The following is a 14,435-nucleotide window of genomic DNA, read 5'->3' on the forward strand; positions in this document are numbered from 1 at the left end:
AGGATGATCGCGAATAAATTCGCTCCTACACACGCCTAATCAGCGCTGCGACAGTCAATAGGGACATAGCCAAACAAAGTCTGTAACGCAACATGGCGCCTGAGGGCGCCATGTTCGTTTCTGCTCTGCCACTGGTGACTCAGTGGTTGATGTGCAGGCCGCACTCGCGGTTGTCTTCGCCCTTGGTTGGGTCGAAATAGTCGAAGTTGTTCGGCAAGTTGTGGGCGACCAGATACTCGTAGAGGTCTTTGGACGACCACTGCAGCAGGGGCGCGACCTTGATCAGACCGTCGGGATTGATGCTGATCGGCTCCATCTGCGCACGCACTGCGGTGTCCGTGGCGCGCAGTGCGGTAAACCACACGCCCGGCGCCGTCTCACGCAGGGCGCGGGCGAAGGGTTCGAGTTTCACTTCCTCGGTGAAGGCGGCGTGGCGCGGGTCATCCAGGCCTGGTACGGGGCCATCCAGCGCTTCGCGGTGGGCACGCGAGCGTTTGGGCAGGTAGGTGATCAGGTTGAGGTTGAGCGTGCGGGCTACTTCATCGGCAAAACGGTAGGTGGCCTCGGTGTTGTAGCCGCTGTCCATCCAGACGATCGGCAGGTCAGGTTGCACCTGGGTCACCATATGCAGGATCACCGCCTCGAAGGGGCGGAAGTTGGTGGTGCAGATGGCGGGCTTGCCCAGGCCAATGGCCCACTCGACCAATTTTTGCGGCTGGTTGGCGAATTCGGCGTTGAGCGTATCCAGGTCGAGATCCATGGCGAGGACTCCAGGTCGTGGGTGCGTGAGGCCGCCGATGGTAGCAAACACCAGTTATACGGCTAAATAACTAATACCCCTTTCTACTGCGTGTTTTAGCTATAAGCCTTGCGTTGCGCTGCTTCTGGCGAGCCGCTAGAGTGCCGGCTTCTTTTACGCTCAATCGAGGAATGGCCTGTGGAAATCGCGTGTCTCGACCTGGAAGGTGTTCTGGTCCCGGAAATCTGGATCGCCTTCGCGGAAAAAACCGGCATCGACGCCCTCAAGGCGACCACCCGGGACATTCCCGACTACGACGTGCTGATGCAGCAGCGCCTGCGTATCCTCGACGAGCACGGCCTGAAGCTGCGCGATATTCAAGAAGTCATTGCAACGCTCAAGCCACTGGAGGGTGCGGTGGAGTTCGTCGACTGGCTGCGCGAGCGCTTCCAGGTGGTGATTCTCTCCGACACCTTCTACGAGTTCTCCCAGCCGCTGATGCGCCAGCTGGGCTTCCCCACGCTGCTGTGCCACAAGCTGATCACCGATGACAGCGACCGTGTGGTGAGCTACCAGCTGCGCCAGAAAGACCCCAAGCGTCAGTCGGTCATCGCGTTCAAGAGCCTGTATTACCGGGTGATTGCCGCCGGTGATTCGTATAACGACACCACCATGCTCAGCGAGGCCCATGCCGGCATCCTGTTCCATGCGCCGGACAATGTGATCCGCGAGTTCCCGCAGTTCCCGGCCGTGCATACCTTCGCTGACCTGAAGCAGGAGTTCCTCAAGGCGTCGAACCGCCCGCTGAGCCTGTAGCAAGGCGCCAGCGTGTTGCATGGGGACGAGCGGCACGAGTCGCAGAGTAGGGTGCGCGCACCAAGCGTCTGCAACCTGCGCCGCGGTGGGCACGGCGCACCCTACGTAAGCGCCAGCACCTGAGCGCAACACTGCGCCTACAAAAAAAGCCCGCGATCATCGCGGGCTTTTTTTGTCTCAGTCAGGGTGTCAGACGATCACACCCTGGCTGCGCAGGTAGTCATCGTAGGTGCCGCTGAAGTCGGTGATGCCATTGGCCGATAGCTCGATGATGCGCGTGGCCAGGGAGCCAACGAACTCGCGGTCATGGCTGACGAAGATCAGCGTACCTGGGTAGTTCTCCAGCGCCAGGTTAAGCGACTCGATGGATTCCATGTCCAGGTGGTTGGTCGGTTCGTCCATCACCAGTACGTTGGGTTTTTGCACGATCAGCTTGCCGAACAGCATGCGGCCTTGCTCACCACCGGAGATGACCTTGACCGACTTGAGGATCTCGTCGTTGGAAAACAGCATGCGCCCGAGGGTGCCGCGCACCATCTGCTCGCCCTGAGTCCACTGGCTCATCCAGTCGAACAGGGTCACGTCGTCTTCAAAGTCGTGGGCGTGGTCCTGGGCGTAGTAACCGACTTCCGCGCTGTCGGTCCATTTAACGCTACCGGCGTCTGGCTTCAGTTCGCCGACCAGGGTACGCAGCAGGGTGGTCTTGCCGATACCGTTGGGGCCGATGATCGCCACGCGCTCGCCCGCTTCAACCTGGAAGCTGAAGTTCTCGAACAGCGTCTTGCCGTCGAAGCCCTTGGCCATTTTTTCGATCATCACCGCCTGGCGATGCAGCTTTTTGTTCTGCTCGAAGCGGATAAACGGGCTGACGCGGCTCGATGGCTTGACCTCGGCCAGCTGGATCTTGTCGATCTGCTTGGCGCGCGACGTGGCTTGCTTGGCTTTCGAGGCGTTGGCTGAGAAGCGGCTGACGAAGCTTTGCAGCTCGGAAATCTGCGCCTTCTTCTTGGCGTTATCCGACAACAACTGCTCGCGCGACTGGGTCGCGGCGGTCATGTACTCGTCGTAGTTACCCGGGAACAGGCGCAGCTCGCCGTAATCCAGGTCGGCCATGTGGGTGCAGACCGAGTTGAGGAAGTGACGGTCGTGGGAAATGATGATCATGGTGCTGTTACGCGCCGTCAGAATCGTTTCCAGCCAGCGGATGGTGTTGATATCCAGGTGGTTGGTCGGCTCGTCGAGCAGCAGCACGTCCGGATCAGAGAACAGCGCCTGGGCCAGCAGTACACGCAGTTTCCAGCCAGGAGCGACTTCGCTCATCGGGCCGAAATGCTGCTCCAGCGGAATACCCAGGCCGAGCAGCAGCTCGCCCGCACGGGACTCGGCGGTGTAGCCGTCCATCTCGGCGAACTCACCTTCCAGCTCGCCGACTTTCATGCCGTCTTCTTCGCTCATCTCCGCCAGGGAGTAGATACGGTCGCGCTCGGCCTTGACCTTCCACAGCTCCTCGTGACCCATGATCACGGTGTCGATCACGTTGAAGGTTTCGTAGGCGAACTGGTCCTGGCGCAATTTACCCAGGCGCACGTTCGGCTCGAGCATCACCTGGCCGCCAGATGGCTCCAGATCGCCGCCAAGGATTTTCATAAACGTCGACTTGCCGCAGCCATTGGCGCCGATCAGGCCGTAGCGGTTGCCGTTGTTGAACTTAACGGACACGTTCTCAAACAGCGGCTTGGCACCGAACTGCATCGTGATATTAGCTGTGGAAATCAAGGTACTTACCAATCAATAGGTTTAGAGGTGTTCTGTAGGCGGTGGGCCAGCTGGAGCCAGCTGGGTTTCACCGCCTGGGCCAGCTAGCAGCGAGCTTCGCCGCAGTTGGTTCAGGCCGGCACCCCGTCTGCACATAACGCTCCGGCCAGCATGAGCAAGGCATGTTGACAAGCGCAGGTACAGAAGGAGTGTTTGGCTTCTTGCCGCCGACGTTCTGGCGTGCCCAAGGGCATCTGGCGGCGCGAAAGGGTGCAATGGTAACACTTGGCTACATGATCCACAGCACGCGCGCGATTGATGGAAGGAGAAAGTACAGCTGGTGGGTAGGTGCACTGGGAGGTTTTCGTGGTGCTTTAGCGGTTTACCGCTCCAGACTGGCAAGGACCTGGTTTTGTGTGGCGTTCAGGTGCTGCTTTACGCTGGAGCCGTGAGCACCGGCGCAGGCAGCAGTCTCTTGGTGGCGCGGCGCACCCTACCAGGCGTTACGCCTGGGCCGCTGGCAAGCGCGCCTGCAGGGCCTGATCCCACGGCGGCGGAAAGCCGAAGCGCTGCTTGAGAAAGCTCAGCAGCAGGTGGGTGCGGGAGCTTTCTTCGCGCTCCAGGCGCAGGGCGTAGATGCTCACAGGCTCGGTGGCAGGCAGGCCCTGTTCGCAGAACAGCGGCAGCAGCTCGCCGCGCAGCAACTGCTCGCTGCACAGCCAGGTCGGCAGGTGGGCCAGGCCGAGGCCGGCGACGGCGCTGAACAGCAGGGTTTCGGCATTGTTGGTGGTCATGCGCAGGCGCTTGGGTTTGCACAGCTGCAAGCGCCCATCGACCTCGAAGCGCCAGGCGTAGGGCGGCGCCAGGCTGTCCCAGTCCAGGCCATCGTGTTGGTCCATGTCCAGCGGGCTGCGTGGCATGCCACGGCGGCGCAGGTAGTCGGGGCTGGCGACCACGATGCGGGTCATCGAGGCCAGCGGCGTGGCCACCAGGCGGCTGTCGGGCAGCGGGCCGATGCGCAGAACCAGGTCGACCTCACCGAGGTGGTCGCCGTGCAGGTCGATAAAGCTGTCGATCAGCCGCAGCTGCACATCCAGGCCGGGGTTGGCGGCGAGAAAGTCGGCGATTGCCGGGGCCAGGTGGCGACGGCCGAACGGCGAGGGTGCATCCACGCGGATCAACCCTTCGGGGGCGCTGCTCAGCGACACGGCTTCGGCGCGGGCCAGGTGCAGTTCGGCGAGGATGCGCCGGGCCCGTTCGGCGAACGCCAGGCCCGCCGGGGTAACCCGCACCGCGTGGGTGGTGCGGCTGAACAAGCGGCTGCCCAGCGCGCGTTCCAGAGCATCGATACGCCGTGCCACGGCCGAGGGCGTCAGCGGGCGGTGCCGCGCGGCAGCGGAGAAGCTGCCGCTGTCGAGTACGGCAAGAAACAGTTCGAGTTGTTCGGTGAGAATATCGGGGTTCATGGCGATGGCTGTGCGTCAAAGGCATAGCCATTGTGCGCGGCTGTGCGTTTCCGCGCCAGCCGGGCTTGGTTAGGATGGCGCCCCCACCCTGCGGAGCCCTTCGATGAACCTGCTCGATTTTGCCTTGAACCTGGTATTGGGGCTGCTGCTGGGCACGCTTGGCGGTTTGTTCGGCATCGGCGGCGGGTTGATCGCTATTCCGGCGCTGGGTGTGCTGTTCAGCCTTGATCAGCAGTTGGCGCAAGGCACAGCCCTGGTGATGGTGGTGCCCAATGTCTTGCTGGCGATCTGGCGTTATCACCAGCGCAACCGCATCGACCTGCGCCATGCCTTGATGTTGGCTGGTCCCAGCCTGCTATTTGCCATGCTCGGTGCCGGCTGGGCCGTGACCCTGGATGCTGGGCGGATGCGTGTAGGCTTTATCGGCTTTCTCGTGGCGTTGGCGATATACAACTTTACCCGTGCGTTTTTTCGCAACGCCGGTGGCGGCAATACGCTGCGCTACCCCTGGCCCTGGCTGGGCCTGCTGGGCAGTGGCGCCGGGCTGCTCGGCGGGTTGTTCGGGGTGGGCGGTGCGGTGCTGGCGACGCCGGTGCTGACCAGCGTGTTCGGCACCAGTCAGGTGGTCGCCCAGGGCCTGTCGCTGGCCCTGGCAGCGCCCAGTACCGGGGTGACCCTGGTGACCTACGCACTGCACGATCATGTCGATTGGGCGCTGGGTATTCCCCTGGCCATTGGCGGCCTGCTAAGCATCAGTTGGGGGGTGAAATTCGCCCATGCCTTGCCGGAGCGTGTGCTGCGCATGCTGTTTGCAGGTTTCCTGATGATCTGTGCAGTGCTGCTGTCACTGGAGGTCTGAGCTCAGCGACTGAAACCGTCGACGATGGCATCGGCCAGGGTATCGATGACCTGCGAGCGGCCCTTGTCGCGGCGTAGCAGGACGATGCTGGCCATGGGCATGGCTGGCAGCCCTTCCTCCTCGCCCACGATGGCCAGGTCCGAGGTGATCAGGCTGCGCAGTTGTGCGGTGATCGCCAGGCCGGCGCTGACCGCCGCCATGATCGCCGACAGGCTGGGGCTGGTGTAGGCGATGCGGTAGTCGCGGCCCATGGCGTCCAGTGCGTTGCAGGCCCAGGCGCGGCAAAAGCACTGGCTGTTGAACATCGCCAGGGGCAGGGGGGACTGGGTATGCAGGTGGCTGTCGCGTGCCTGGGCCCAGACCAGCGACTCCTTGCGCAGCAACTGGCCGATCTCGGTACCCGGCTCGCGGGTGACGATGGTCAGGTCGAGGTCCTGGCGTTGCAGCAGGGCGAACGACGGCTCGCAGTGCATCTCGACCTGGACCAGCGGATAGGACTGGGCGAAGTGCACCAGGATGCGCTGCATAAAGCGCATCACGTAGTCATCCGGGGTGCCGATGCGCACGGTGCCGACCATGTGCGGTTCGCGCAGGGTGGTGAGCACCTCGCTGTGCAGCTTGAGGATGCGCCGGGCATAGCCGAGCAAAATCTGCCCTTCGGCGGTCAGGCTGACTTGGCGCCCCTCGCGGTTGAACAGCGGCTTGCGCAGCACGTCTTCTTCGAGGCGCTTCATCTGCATGCTCACCGCAGACTGGGTGCGGTTGATCATCTCGGCCGCGCGGGTAAAACCGCCGTAATCGGCGATGGCGACGAAGGTGCGCAACAGTTCGCTGTCGATATTCGCGGGCTGCATGGGTCATCAATCCTTAAGATGCAAGGCATAAGAAACATTCGTTGGATTGATCATAAGCCCGGGATAAGACTGTCGCCAACCCACAAGGAGGGCGACGAGATGAATGGTTGCAAAGCAGAACAACCGATCCCCATGACGGCGCTAGGCAATGACCGTGCGTTTGCCGGCTTGCGTGCAGTGGCGCGGCAGCTGCGGCGCTGGTGGCAGTTGGCAGAACAACGTCGGCGCCTGGCATGCCTGGATGATGCGGCCTTGAAAGACCTCGGCCTGAGCCGCGCGGATGTGCAGCAGGAAACCGAGCGGCCATTCTGGGATGATCCCATGGCGCGATGATGAGTGAATTGATAACGACAAAGGATGGGGCATGACGGCAGTACGCAAGGGCGCGGATCTCGCGTTGTTCCAGATCATGCTGGTGTTGTGCGCCATCTGGGGCATGCAGCAGGTGGCGATCAAGCTGGCGGCGGGGGATATCGCGCCCATGCTGCAGATGGCGTTGCGCTCGGGCATCGCGGCGCTGCTGGTGGGCGGGCTGATGCTCTGGCAGCGCGACTGGCAGGGTTGGTTGGCGCTGACCTGGCGCGGCGGTGTGCTGGCCGGGACGCTGTTCGCTCTGGAGTTCTTCTTTATCGCCTGGGGGCTGCTGTACACCTCGGCGTCGCATATGGCGGTGTTTCTCTACACGGCGCCGATTTTCTCCGCGCTGGGCCTGCACCTGTTGTTGCCCAGCGAGCGGCTGCGGGTGCTGCAGTGGCTGGGCATCCTGTTGTGCTTTGCGGGGATTGCCGTGGCCTTTGGCGCGGGTGCGGATTGGTCCAGCATGGACCGACGAGTACTGCTCGGCGATGGCCTCGGGCTGCTTGCGGGCATGGCCTGGGGCGCGACCACGGTGGTAGTGCGCGCCTCGCGTTTGTCTGAAGCGCCGCCAACCCTGACGCTGTTCTACCAACTGGGCGTGGCCTTCGTGCTGCTCCTGGGTTATTGCGCCATCAGTGGCCAACTGGGGCCGATCCGCTGGACCCCGATCAGTATCGGCAGTGTGTTGCTGCAGGGCGTGCTGGTGTCCTTTGTCAGCTACCTGGCCTGGTTCTGGCTGCTGCGCCGCTACCTGGCCTCGAACATGGCGGTGTTTTCCTTTATGACGCCGTTGTTCGGCGTGACATTCGGGGTGTTGATTCTCGATGAGCCCCTGAGCCTGAGCTTCGTCGTGGGCGCCGTGCTGGTGCTGCTCGGCATCATGCTGGTGAGCAACCACGCCTGGCTGCGCAGGCAACTGCGTGGGCGATGATCCGCAGCGGCAGGGGCGTGCCACTTCCGTTACAATGCGCGCCGAATTCGACTAGCCCCGAGAGCTGCCCCATGTCCGCTTGCCAGACCCCGATCATCGTTGCCCTGGACTTCCCGACCCGTGATGCCGCCCTGGCGCTGGCCGATCAGCTCGACCCCAGTCTGTGCCGGGTCAAGGTCGGCAAGGAGCTGTTCACCCGGTGCGGCCCGGACATCGTCGAGACCCTGAGCGCGCGCGGCTTCGAGGTGTTTCTCGACCTGAAATTCCACGACATCCCCAACACCACGGCCATGGCGGTAAAGGCCGCCGCCGAGATGGGCGTGTGGATGGTCAACGTGCACTGCTCGGGCGGCCTGCGCATGATGGCGGCCTGCCGCGAAACGCTCGACACGCTCAACGGCCCCAAGCCGCTGTTGATTGGCGTCACCGTGCTGACCAGCATGAGCCGTGAAGACCTGGCCGGCCTCGGCCTGGACATCGAACCGCAGGAGCAGGTGCTGCGTTTGGCCGGGCTGGCCGCGCAGGCGGGCCTGGATGGTCTGGTCTGCTCGGCCCAGGAAGCCCAGGCGCTGAAGGCCGTGCACCCGGCGCTGCAACTGGTCACCCCCGGCATTCGTCCGGCCGGCAGCGCTCAGGATGACCAGCGTCGTATTCTCACCCCAAGCCAGGCCCTGGCCGCCGGCTCCGACTACCTGGTGATCGGCCGCCCGATCAGCCAGGCCGCGGATCCGGCCCAGGCGCTGGCTGCGGTGGTCGCTGAACTGGCTGGCCACTGAGCCGGCTGTCTTCCCCTCGAATCGGTACCTGCCATGCATCCTGCTGCTGAAGATTCGCCCCTGGGCAAAGCCAGCGAATACATTGCCACCTACAGCCCGAGCCTGCTGTTTCCCATCCCGCGTGCCGCGAAGTGGGCCGAGCTGGGCCTGACGGCCGAGACTCTGCCGTACACCGGGGTGGACCTGTGGAACTGCTTCGAGCTGTCCTGGCTGCTGCCGTCTGGCAAGCCGGTGGTGGCGATTGGCGAATTCGCGATTCCCGCTGACTCGCCAGCGATCATCGAGTCCAAGTCGTTCAAGCTGTACCTCAACTCGCTCAACCAGACGCCGTTCGCCAGCACCGAGTCGCTGGTGCAGGTGCTGGTGACGGATCTGTCTGCGGCCGCTGGCAAGCCGGTGGGCGTACGCGTGCGGACGCTGGCGGAGGTCGCTGCCGAGGGCGTCGCCACGCTGCCGGGGCGCTGCATCGACGAGCTGGATGTGAGCATCAGCAACTACGACCAACCACAACCGCAGGTGCTGCGTTGCACTGCGGGCACGCGGGTCGAGGAGCAGTTGCACAGCCACCTGCTCAAGTCCAACTGCCCAGTCACCGGCCAGCCGGACTGGGGCAGCGTGGTGGTCGACTATTGCGGCCCGGCGCTTGATCCGGCCAGCCTGTTGGCCTACCTGGTGAGCTTCCGCCAGCATGCGGATTTTCATGAGCAGTGCGTGGAGCGCATCTTCCTCGACCTGCAGCGCCTGCTGCAGCCGGAGCGCCTGACGGTGTATGCGCGCTATGTGCGCCGCGGCGGGCTGGATATCAACCCGTATCGCAGCACCCATGCACTGCAGCCGGACAATCGCCGCTTGGTGCGTCAGTAAGACGCGCCACGCCGGGGCTTACGTAGGGTGCGCCGTGCGCACCACCACGTGGTCTAGGCTATGTTGTGGGGTGCACTTGGCGCACCAATGCCCCACCGCTCACTTACCGAACGAGGACAAGGAATGTCCAATTACCGCCGCGCGCATGAAGGTCGGTTGTATTTCTTTACCTTGACCACCGAACAACGCCGACCACTGCTGACTCAACCCGAACTGCGTATCGCCTTACGCCAGGCTATCGAACAGGTGCGCCAGCGTTATCCCTTTTCGATCCATGCCTGGGTTCTCCTGCCCTAGCACCTGCACTGCATCTGGGCGTTACCCGAAAACGATACCGACTACGGCCGGCGTTGGTCGCTGATCAAGCGCCTGACCAGCCAACGCTTGTGCTTGCCGGGTACTGTCCGTCTTAGCCGGCACCTGCGCCGCGAGTCTGGGCTGTGGCAACGGCGCTTCTGGGAGCACCAGATCCGTGACCCGCAGGATTACCAGCGGCATATGGATTATGTGCACTGGAACCCAGTCAAGCATGGCTTAGTCAGCCGGGTGGCTGACTGGCCATGGTCCAGCTTCCATCGCCTGGTGCGCCTGGGGTTCTACCTGGCCGACTGGGGCGGTTGCCGTGGACAGGATGACGGCGATTTTGGTGAATGACGGTGCGCGCGGCGCACCCTACGCCTGTAAGACGCCCGCCACTCGTAGGGTGCGCCGCGCGCACCAAGGCTTCTAACGCCGCAGGTAGGCGGCGAAATCGATATCGCCGGCCGAGAGGATCGCCTGCACCCGGTTGTGCACGCCGAGCTTGCGCAGGATCGCCGAGACATGGGCTTTGACCGTGGTTTCGGCGATGTCGAGGCTGTAGGCGATCTGCTTGTTCGACTCGCCCTTGGTCATGCGTTCGAGCACCAATAACTGCTTGCGGGTCAGCGCCTGCAGCAGCTCCGTGGGGAAGCTCGGGTTGTCGTGGTGGCTGCGCTGGTGGCCGCTCTTCTGCGTGCGGATGATGTCCGGCGGCAGGTAGACGTTGCCATTGAGGATCTGCTGGATGGCGTCGGTCATCTGCAGGCGCGGCGAGGATTTGGTGATAAAGCCCACAGCGCCGTAGGTGATGGCTTGCAGCACTACCTGCTTGTCCTGTTCGGCAGAGACGATCACCACCGGGATGGTCGGCGCCTCGTTACGCAGGTTGAGCAGGCCGCCCAGGCCGTGCATGCCGGGCATGTTCAGGTCGAGCAGGATCAGGTCGAGGTCGTCGTGCTCCAGGGTCAGGGCCAGGGTGCTGTCCAGGTCAGCGGTTTCCATGATTTCGCTGCCGGGAAAGCCGTCGCTGATGACGTTGTGAATGGCTTCGCGAAACAGTGGATGGTCGTCAGCAATCAGAATCTTGTACATGGCCTATCACCTCGTTGTTGTGATTATGGTGTGGCGGCGGGGGTGAGCAAAGTGCTTGGCAGTTCGGCGGGTTGCGCCGGCACCAGAGGCAGGCCGGCCTGTTGCCAGGCGTCGATGCCGTCACGGTACCAGTAGAGTTGTCGATAGCCCAGGCCATGGGCGCGGCGCGCGGCGTTCCAGCTCAGCCAGCAGTCGGAGCGGCAGTAGAACACCAAAGGGCGCAACGCATCGCCTTCGCGGGCTTGCTGCAGGTAGTGACGCAGGTAGCGCTGCCACTGTGGGGCCAGGTTGCCTTCACCGGTGTTGGCTAACCAGAGGCTGCCGGGCAGGTTGGCGTGAGGGGCGTCCTCGATAAAGCGACCCTGCAGCCAGGGGCGGCGGTAGACGTCGATCAGGCGAGTCTGCGATTGCTCGCTCAGCAGACGTTGCAGGGACGCGGTGTCGAGGGTCTGCACGCCGTCCAGGCTGGACGGTGTCGGGCTGCGGTACTGGCTGCTGCGGTAGCCTTCGGCATCGAACAGCGCCTCGGCCTGGGCGGCTGTGCTGAGCCATAGCGCGGTGCCCAACAGCCCTGCACACAGGGGCAGACGGTACTTCATGGCAAGGTCTCGGTCTTTATTGTTGTGCGCGTATTACAGGCCAAGGTCGCAGGCTTGGGAATTCTACGTTGGAGAGTAAAACCAGCACCAAAGTAGTAGAAAGGCTGGGCTGGCCAGCAGCCGAATGCTTCGTGAGTAGGAGCCGCGCCCCGCGGCGAATGGCTACGCCACGGTATCGAAGTGGAGCTAAAAGCTTCGCCCCGAGGCGGGGCTCCTACAGTTCGATGGTTCCCACGCGGACGGTTCGACGCGGGAACGATCAACAGCATCGCGAATAAATTCGCTCCTACACGATGGTGGTTTTACGCGATTGGGTCGGCGCAACGCCGCGCCGCGAAGAGGGGGGTGGGCTCTAGAGTCCTCGTGTTATGGCACAAATAGTGGGTGGCTATCTGTAGGAGCGAATTTATTCGCGATAATTCTCGAAAGCACTGAAAGCGTCCCGGCTGAAGCGCAACGCCGCCCGGCCCCCCCCCCCGCGACACTAACCCGCCTTGCGCAGCGCTGCGTGCTGCGGGTTGAAGGTGAGCACGGCCAGCAGCGCGAACAGCAGGGTAAAACCCAGGCAGACCAGCAGGGCGCTGGGGTTCAGGCGCAGGTAAAGGGCGTAGCGCACCAGCTCCACGGCATGGCTGAACGGGTTGAGGGCACATAGCCAGTACAGCCATTCGCTGGCCTCGCGCATCTTCCACAGCGGGTAAAGTGCCGACGACAGGAAGAACAGCGGGAAGATCACGAAATTCATCACCCCGGCGAAGTTCTCCAACTGGCGGATGCCGTTGCTCAGCAGCAAGCCCAGGGCGCTCAGCAGCAGCGCCACCAGCAGCAGCGCCGGCAGCGCGGCGAGCAGGCCCCAGGCGGGCGGTTGCACGCCGTAGACCCAGGCGATGGCGAGAAAGGCATAGACCTGCAGCAGCGAGATCAGCGCCGTAGCCAGCAATTTGGCCGCCAGCAGAAAGGTCCGTGGCAGCGGGCTTGTGAGCAGCACGCGCATGCTGCCCATCTCGCGGTCGTAGACCATCGACAGCGAGCCCTGCATGCCGTTGAACAGCAGGATCATGCAGGCCAGGCCCGGCACGATATAGGTCTCGTAGGTGATGTAGGTGTCATAGGGCGCGATGATGGCGATGCCCAGGGCCGCGCGAAAACCGGCGGCGAACACCAGTAGCCACAGCAGCGGACGCACCAGGGCGCTGAGAAAGCGCGAGCGCTGCATGACAAAGCGCAGCCATTCGCGCAGCACGATGCCGTGCAGGCAATACCAGTACGCATTCATCGACAAACCTCCGTAGGGTGCGCCGTGCGCACCAGATCCTTGCCTGAATATATGGTGGTGCGCACGGCGCACCCTACGCGCATGGCGCGGTCAGGCGGGCGAAGCTGGCGGCAAGGTCGTCGCCAAAGTCTCTGGCTTGGCCCTGGGCGACCAGGCGGCTGTGGTTGAGGATCAGCAGGTCGTCGGCGGGCTCGATCTCGTCGAGCAAATGAGTGGTCCAGAGCACGCTCAGGCCCTGGTCGCGGCATAGATGACGCACATGCCGATTCAGCGCCTGGCGGCTGCTCGGGTCGAGGCCGGCGCTGGCTTCGTCGAGCAGCAGCAGGCGCGGCTGGTGGAGCAGGGCGCGGGCGATCTCCACGCGCCGGCGATGGCCACCGTTGAGCGTGCGCACCTTGTCGTGACGGCGCTCGCTCAGGGCCTGGCGTTCAAGCTCCTGGTCGATGCGCGCCCGTGCGTCGCGGCTGCTCAGGCCGTGCAGGGCGGCGTGGTAGGCGAGGTTCTGTTGCACGCTCAAATCCAGGTCCAGGGTGCTTTGCTGGAACACCACGCCGAGCTGGCGCAACGCCTGGCGCGGTTCGCGGCGCAGGCTGTGGCCAAAGACCTGAATATCGCCCTGTTGCAGGTCGTACAGCCGCGTCAGCAGGGCGATCAGGGTCGATTTGCCGGCGCCGTTGGGGCCGAGCAGGGCGCCAAAATGCCCGGCCGTCAGCTCGAACGCCAGGCCGTCCAGGGCCTGGCGCGGCCCGTAGGCGAAGCTCAGCCCCTGCACCGCGAGGGCGCTCATGGCGTGACCACCACGCCCCAGGGGTAACGACCGACCTTGATCGACTTGCTGACCTTGAGCCTGTCGACATCGATCACCGAGACATCGCCGCTGACGCCGTTGGTGGTCAGCAACTGCTTCTGATCCGGGGTGAACGCCATGTGCCAGACGCGTCGGCCGACCAGCAGGTAATCGAGCACTTCGTAGGTTTTGGCATCGACCACTGCCACATGGTTGGCCGGGCCGAGGGCGACGAAGGCGTAGCGGCCGTCGTCGCTGAGCTTGACCCCCACTGGCTGTACCTTGTCCGGGTGCACGCCCTTGATCTGGAAGGTCAGCACTTTCTCGATCTGCCGGCTGGCGACGTCAATGATGCTGACCGTGCCGCCGATTTCCGCCGAGGCCCACAGGCGCTTGCCGTCCAGGTCGAACTCGACATGCCGGGGGCGTTGGTCGACGAGGGTGTTGTCCACCAGTTGCTGGGTCGTGGTGTCGATCCAGTGCAGCATATTGGTGGTTTCACTGGTATTCACCGCCCACTTGCCGTCGGGGCTGACGGCCATGCCTTCGGGCTCGACGCCGACGTCGATCTGCGCCAGCACCTCGTCGCTCTGGGTGTCCACCACGGTGACCAGGGCATCGTCCTCGTTGGAGATGTACAGCCAGCGGTCGTTGGGGTGCAGGGCGAACTGCTCGGGGTCGGCGCCGGAGGGCAGCTCCTTGATGATCCTGCGCGTGGCCAGGTCCATCATCTGCACGCGGTCGGAGTCGCTGGCGCAGATGTACAGCAGCTTATTGTCGGAGGACAGCAGCAACCCGCGCGGGCGCATGCCCACCTCGAGGGTGGCGGTGACCTCCAGGGTGTCGAGGTCGATCACGCTGATGCTGTCGTCCTTTTCGTTGGACACATAAGCAGTAGCGGCCAGGGCCGTGTGGCTGGCCAGGCCAAGGGCGATGGCACAGGCAAGGTGAGACAGGCGCATGG

At 63.6% G+C, this 14,435-nt stretch carries 15 protein-coding genes and 1 pseudogene; 7 read left to right on the forward strand and 9 right to left on the reverse strand.

Translation table 11 applies throughout. From position 1 onward, the window contains the following. Positions 1-139: 139 nt before the first annotated feature. On the reverse strand, positions 140-760 hold the full coding sequence (locus tag BMW49_RS17760; RefSeq protein WP_069519146.1) for a phosphoadenosine phosphosulfate reductase domain-containing protein: 621 nt from the start codon (positions 758-760) through the stop codon (positions 140-142). Positions 761-937: 177 nt separating this feature from the next. Here BMW49_RS17760 and thrH point away from each other — a divergent pair, with 177 nt between their 5' ends. Continuing rightward, entirely contained in the window at positions 938-1,555 is a 618-nt protein-coding gene (thrH, locus tag BMW49_RS17765; RefSeq protein WP_069519145.1) for a bifunctional phosphoserine phosphatase/homoserine phosphotransferase ThrH, read from the forward strand. Positions 1,556-1,744: 189 nt separating this feature from the next. Here the strand turns inward: thrH and BMW49_RS17770 are convergent, their stop codons facing one another. Both BMW49_RS17770 and BMW49_RS17775 read right to left on the reverse strand, forming a co-directional pair. Beyond that, positions 1,745-3,331 (reverse strand): ABC-F family ATPase, encoded by a 1,587-nt coding sequence (locus BMW49_RS17770; protein WP_069519144.1) that lies wholly within the window; start codon positions 3,329-3,331, stop codon positions 1,745-1,747. A 482-nt stretch (positions 3,332-3,813) separates the two neighbouring features. Next, positions 3,814-4,776: a LysR family transcriptional regulator gene (locus BMW49_RS17775; RefSeq protein ID WP_069519143.1), complete on the reverse strand. Its 963-nt coding sequence runs from the start codon at positions 4,774-4,776 to the stop codon at positions 3,814-3,816. Between the two features lie 103 nt (positions 4,777-4,879). On the opposite strand from BMW49_RS17775, the gene BMW49_RS17780 reads away from it, so the two are divergent. Then, positions 4,880-5,635, forward strand: a complete 756-nt coding sequence (locus BMW49_RS17780) for a sulfite exporter TauE/SafE family protein (protein ID WP_069519142.1) — start codon at positions 4,880-4,882, stop codon at positions 5,633-5,635. A 2-nt stretch (positions 5,636-5,637) separates the two neighbouring features. On the opposite strand, the gene BMW49_RS17785 is transcribed toward BMW49_RS17780, so the two are convergent. Then, the gene (locus BMW49_RS17785) at positions 5,638-6,489 is read right to left on the reverse strand and encodes a LysR substrate-binding domain-containing protein (protein WP_069519141.1); all 852 of its coding nucleotides are present in this window, start codon (positions 6,487-6,489) and stop codon (positions 5,638-5,640) included. Positions 6,490-6,621: 132 nt separating this feature from the next. Here BMW49_RS17785 and BMW49_RS25190 point away from each other — a divergent pair, with 132 nt between their 5' ends. From BMW49_RS25190 to BMW49_RS17810, 5 genes and pseudogenes are all read left to right on the forward strand, one after another. Further along, positions 6,622-6,822: a DUF1127 domain-containing protein gene (locus tag BMW49_RS25190; protein ID WP_069519175.1), complete on the forward strand. Its 201-nt coding sequence runs from the start codon at positions 6,622-6,624 to the stop codon at positions 6,820-6,822. Positions 6,823-6,853: 31 nt separating this feature from the next. Beyond that, entirely contained in the window at positions 6,854-7,777 is a 924-nt protein-coding gene (locus BMW49_RS17795) for a DMT family transporter (RefSeq protein WP_069519140.1), read from the forward strand. A 71-nt stretch (positions 7,778-7,848) separates the two neighbouring features. Beyond that, positions 7,849-8,553, forward strand: a complete 705-nt coding sequence (gene pyrF, locus BMW49_RS17800) for an orotidine-5'-phosphate decarboxylase (RefSeq protein WP_069519139.1) — start codon at positions 7,849-7,851, stop codon at positions 8,551-8,553. Positions 8,554-8,586: 33 nt separating this feature from the next. After that, on the forward strand, positions 8,587-9,417 hold the full coding sequence (queF, locus tag BMW49_RS17805; RefSeq protein WP_069519138.1) for an NADPH-dependent 7-cyano-7-deazaguanine reductase QueF: 831 nt from the start codon (positions 8,587-8,589) through the stop codon (positions 9,415-9,417). A gap of 123 nt (positions 9,418-9,540) precedes the next feature. After that, positions 9,541-10,071: pseudogene (locus BMW49_RS17810) on the forward strand (REP-associated tyrosine transposase). 72 nt (positions 10,072-10,143) lie between these two features. On the opposite strand, the gene BMW49_RS17815 reads toward BMW49_RS17810, so the two are convergent. The 5 genes from BMW49_RS17815 to BMW49_RS17835 all read right to left on the reverse strand — a co-directional run bounded on the left by BMW49_RS17815 (position 10,144) and on the right by BMW49_RS17835 (position 14,433). After that, positions 10,144-10,809: a response regulator transcription factor gene (locus tag BMW49_RS17815; RefSeq protein ID WP_069519137.1), complete on the reverse strand. Its 666-nt coding sequence runs from the start codon at positions 10,807-10,809 to the stop codon at positions 10,144-10,146. Positions 10,810-10,832: 23 nt separating this feature from the next. Continuing rightward, positions 10,833-11,408, reverse strand: a complete 576-nt coding sequence (locus BMW49_RS17820) for a PQQ-dependent catabolism-associated CXXCW motif protein (protein ID WP_069519136.1) — start codon at positions 11,406-11,408, stop codon at positions 10,833-10,835. A gap of 484 nt (positions 11,409-11,892) precedes the next feature. Continuing rightward, positions 11,893-12,684, reverse strand: coding sequence for an ABC transporter permease (locus BMW49_RS17825; protein WP_069519135.1), 792 nt, complete (start codon positions 12,682-12,684; stop codon positions 11,893-11,895). A gap of 73 nt (positions 12,685-12,757) precedes the next feature. Beyond that, the gene (locus BMW49_RS17830; RefSeq protein WP_069519134.1) at positions 12,758-13,471 is read right to left on the reverse strand and encodes an ABC transporter ATP-binding protein; all 714 of its coding nucleotides are present in this window, start codon (positions 13,469-13,471) and stop codon (positions 12,758-12,760) included. Continuing rightward, the gene (locus BMW49_RS17835) at positions 13,468-14,433 is read right to left on the reverse strand and encodes a YVTN family beta-propeller repeat protein (RefSeq protein ID WP_069519133.1); all 966 of its coding nucleotides are present in this window, start codon (positions 14,431-14,433) and stop codon (positions 13,468-13,470) included. The genes BMW49_RS17830 and BMW49_RS17835 overlap by 4 nt, the downstream gene beginning before the upstream one ends. Between the last annotated feature and the right edge of the window lie 2 nt (positions 14,434-14,435).

Origin of the sequence: Pseudomonas cuatrocienegasensis, from assembly GCF_900110925.1 — a bacterium.
GTDB classification, from domain to species: Bacteria; Pseudomonadota; Gammaproteobacteria; order Pseudomonadales; family Pseudomonadaceae; genus Aquipseudomonas; species Aquipseudomonas cuatrocienegasensis.

What these genes read in the sequence shown, in the direction of transcription:
- BMW49_RS17760 (WP_069519146.1), bottom strand. Translation starts at nt 760, where the DNA reads ATGGATCTCGACCTGGATACGCTCAACGCCGAATTCGCCAACCAGCCG.
- BMW49_RS17775 (WP_069519143.1), bottom strand. Translation starts at nt 4,776, where the DNA reads ATGAACCCCGATATTCTCACCGAACAACTCGAACTGTTTCTTGCCGTA.
- BMW49_RS17780 (WP_069519142.1), top strand. Translation starts at nt 4,880, where the DNA reads ATGAACCTGCTCGATTTTGCCTTGAACCTGGTATTGGGGCTGCTGCTG.
- BMW49_RS17785 (WP_069519141.1), bottom strand. Translation starts at nt 6,489, where the DNA reads ATGCAGCCCGCGAATATCGACAGCGAACTGTTGCGCACCTTCGTCGCC.
- BMW49_RS25190 (WP_069519175.1), top strand. Translation starts at nt 6,622, where the DNA reads ATGACGGCGCTAGGCAATGACCGTGCGTTTGCCGGCTTGCGTGCAGTG.
- BMW49_RS17795 (WP_069519140.1), top strand. Translation starts at nt 6,854, where the DNA reads ATGACGGCAGTACGCAAGGGCGCGGATCTCGCGTTGTTCCAGATCATG.
- pyrF (WP_069519139.1), top strand. Translation starts at nt 7,849, where the DNA reads ATGTCCGCTTGCCAGACCCCGATCATCGTTGCCCTGGACTTCCCGACC.
- queF (WP_069519138.1), top strand. Translation starts at nt 8,587, where the DNA reads ATGCATCCTGCTGCTGAAGATTCGCCCCTGGGCAAAGCCAGCGAATAC.
- BMW49_RS17815 (WP_069519137.1), bottom strand. Translation starts at nt 10,809, where the DNA reads ATGTACAAGATTCTGATTGCTGACGACCATCCACTGTTTCGCGAAGCC.
- BMW49_RS17820 (WP_069519136.1), bottom strand. Translation starts at nt 11,408, where the DNA reads ATGAAGTACCGTCTGCCCCTGTGTGCAGGGCTGTTGGGCACCGCGCTA.
- BMW49_RS17825 (WP_069519135.1), bottom strand. Translation starts at nt 12,684, where the DNA reads ATGAATGCGTACTGGTATTGCCTGCACGGCATCGTGCTGCGCGAATGG.
- BMW49_RS17830 (WP_069519134.1), bottom strand. Translation starts at nt 13,471, where the DNA reads ATGAGCGCCCTCGCGGTGCAGGGGCTGAGCTTCGCCTACGGGCCGCGC.
- BMW49_RS17835 (WP_069519133.1), bottom strand. Translation starts at nt 14,433, where the DNA reads ATGCGCCTGTCTCACCTTGCCTGTGCCATCGCCCTTGGCCTGGCCAGC.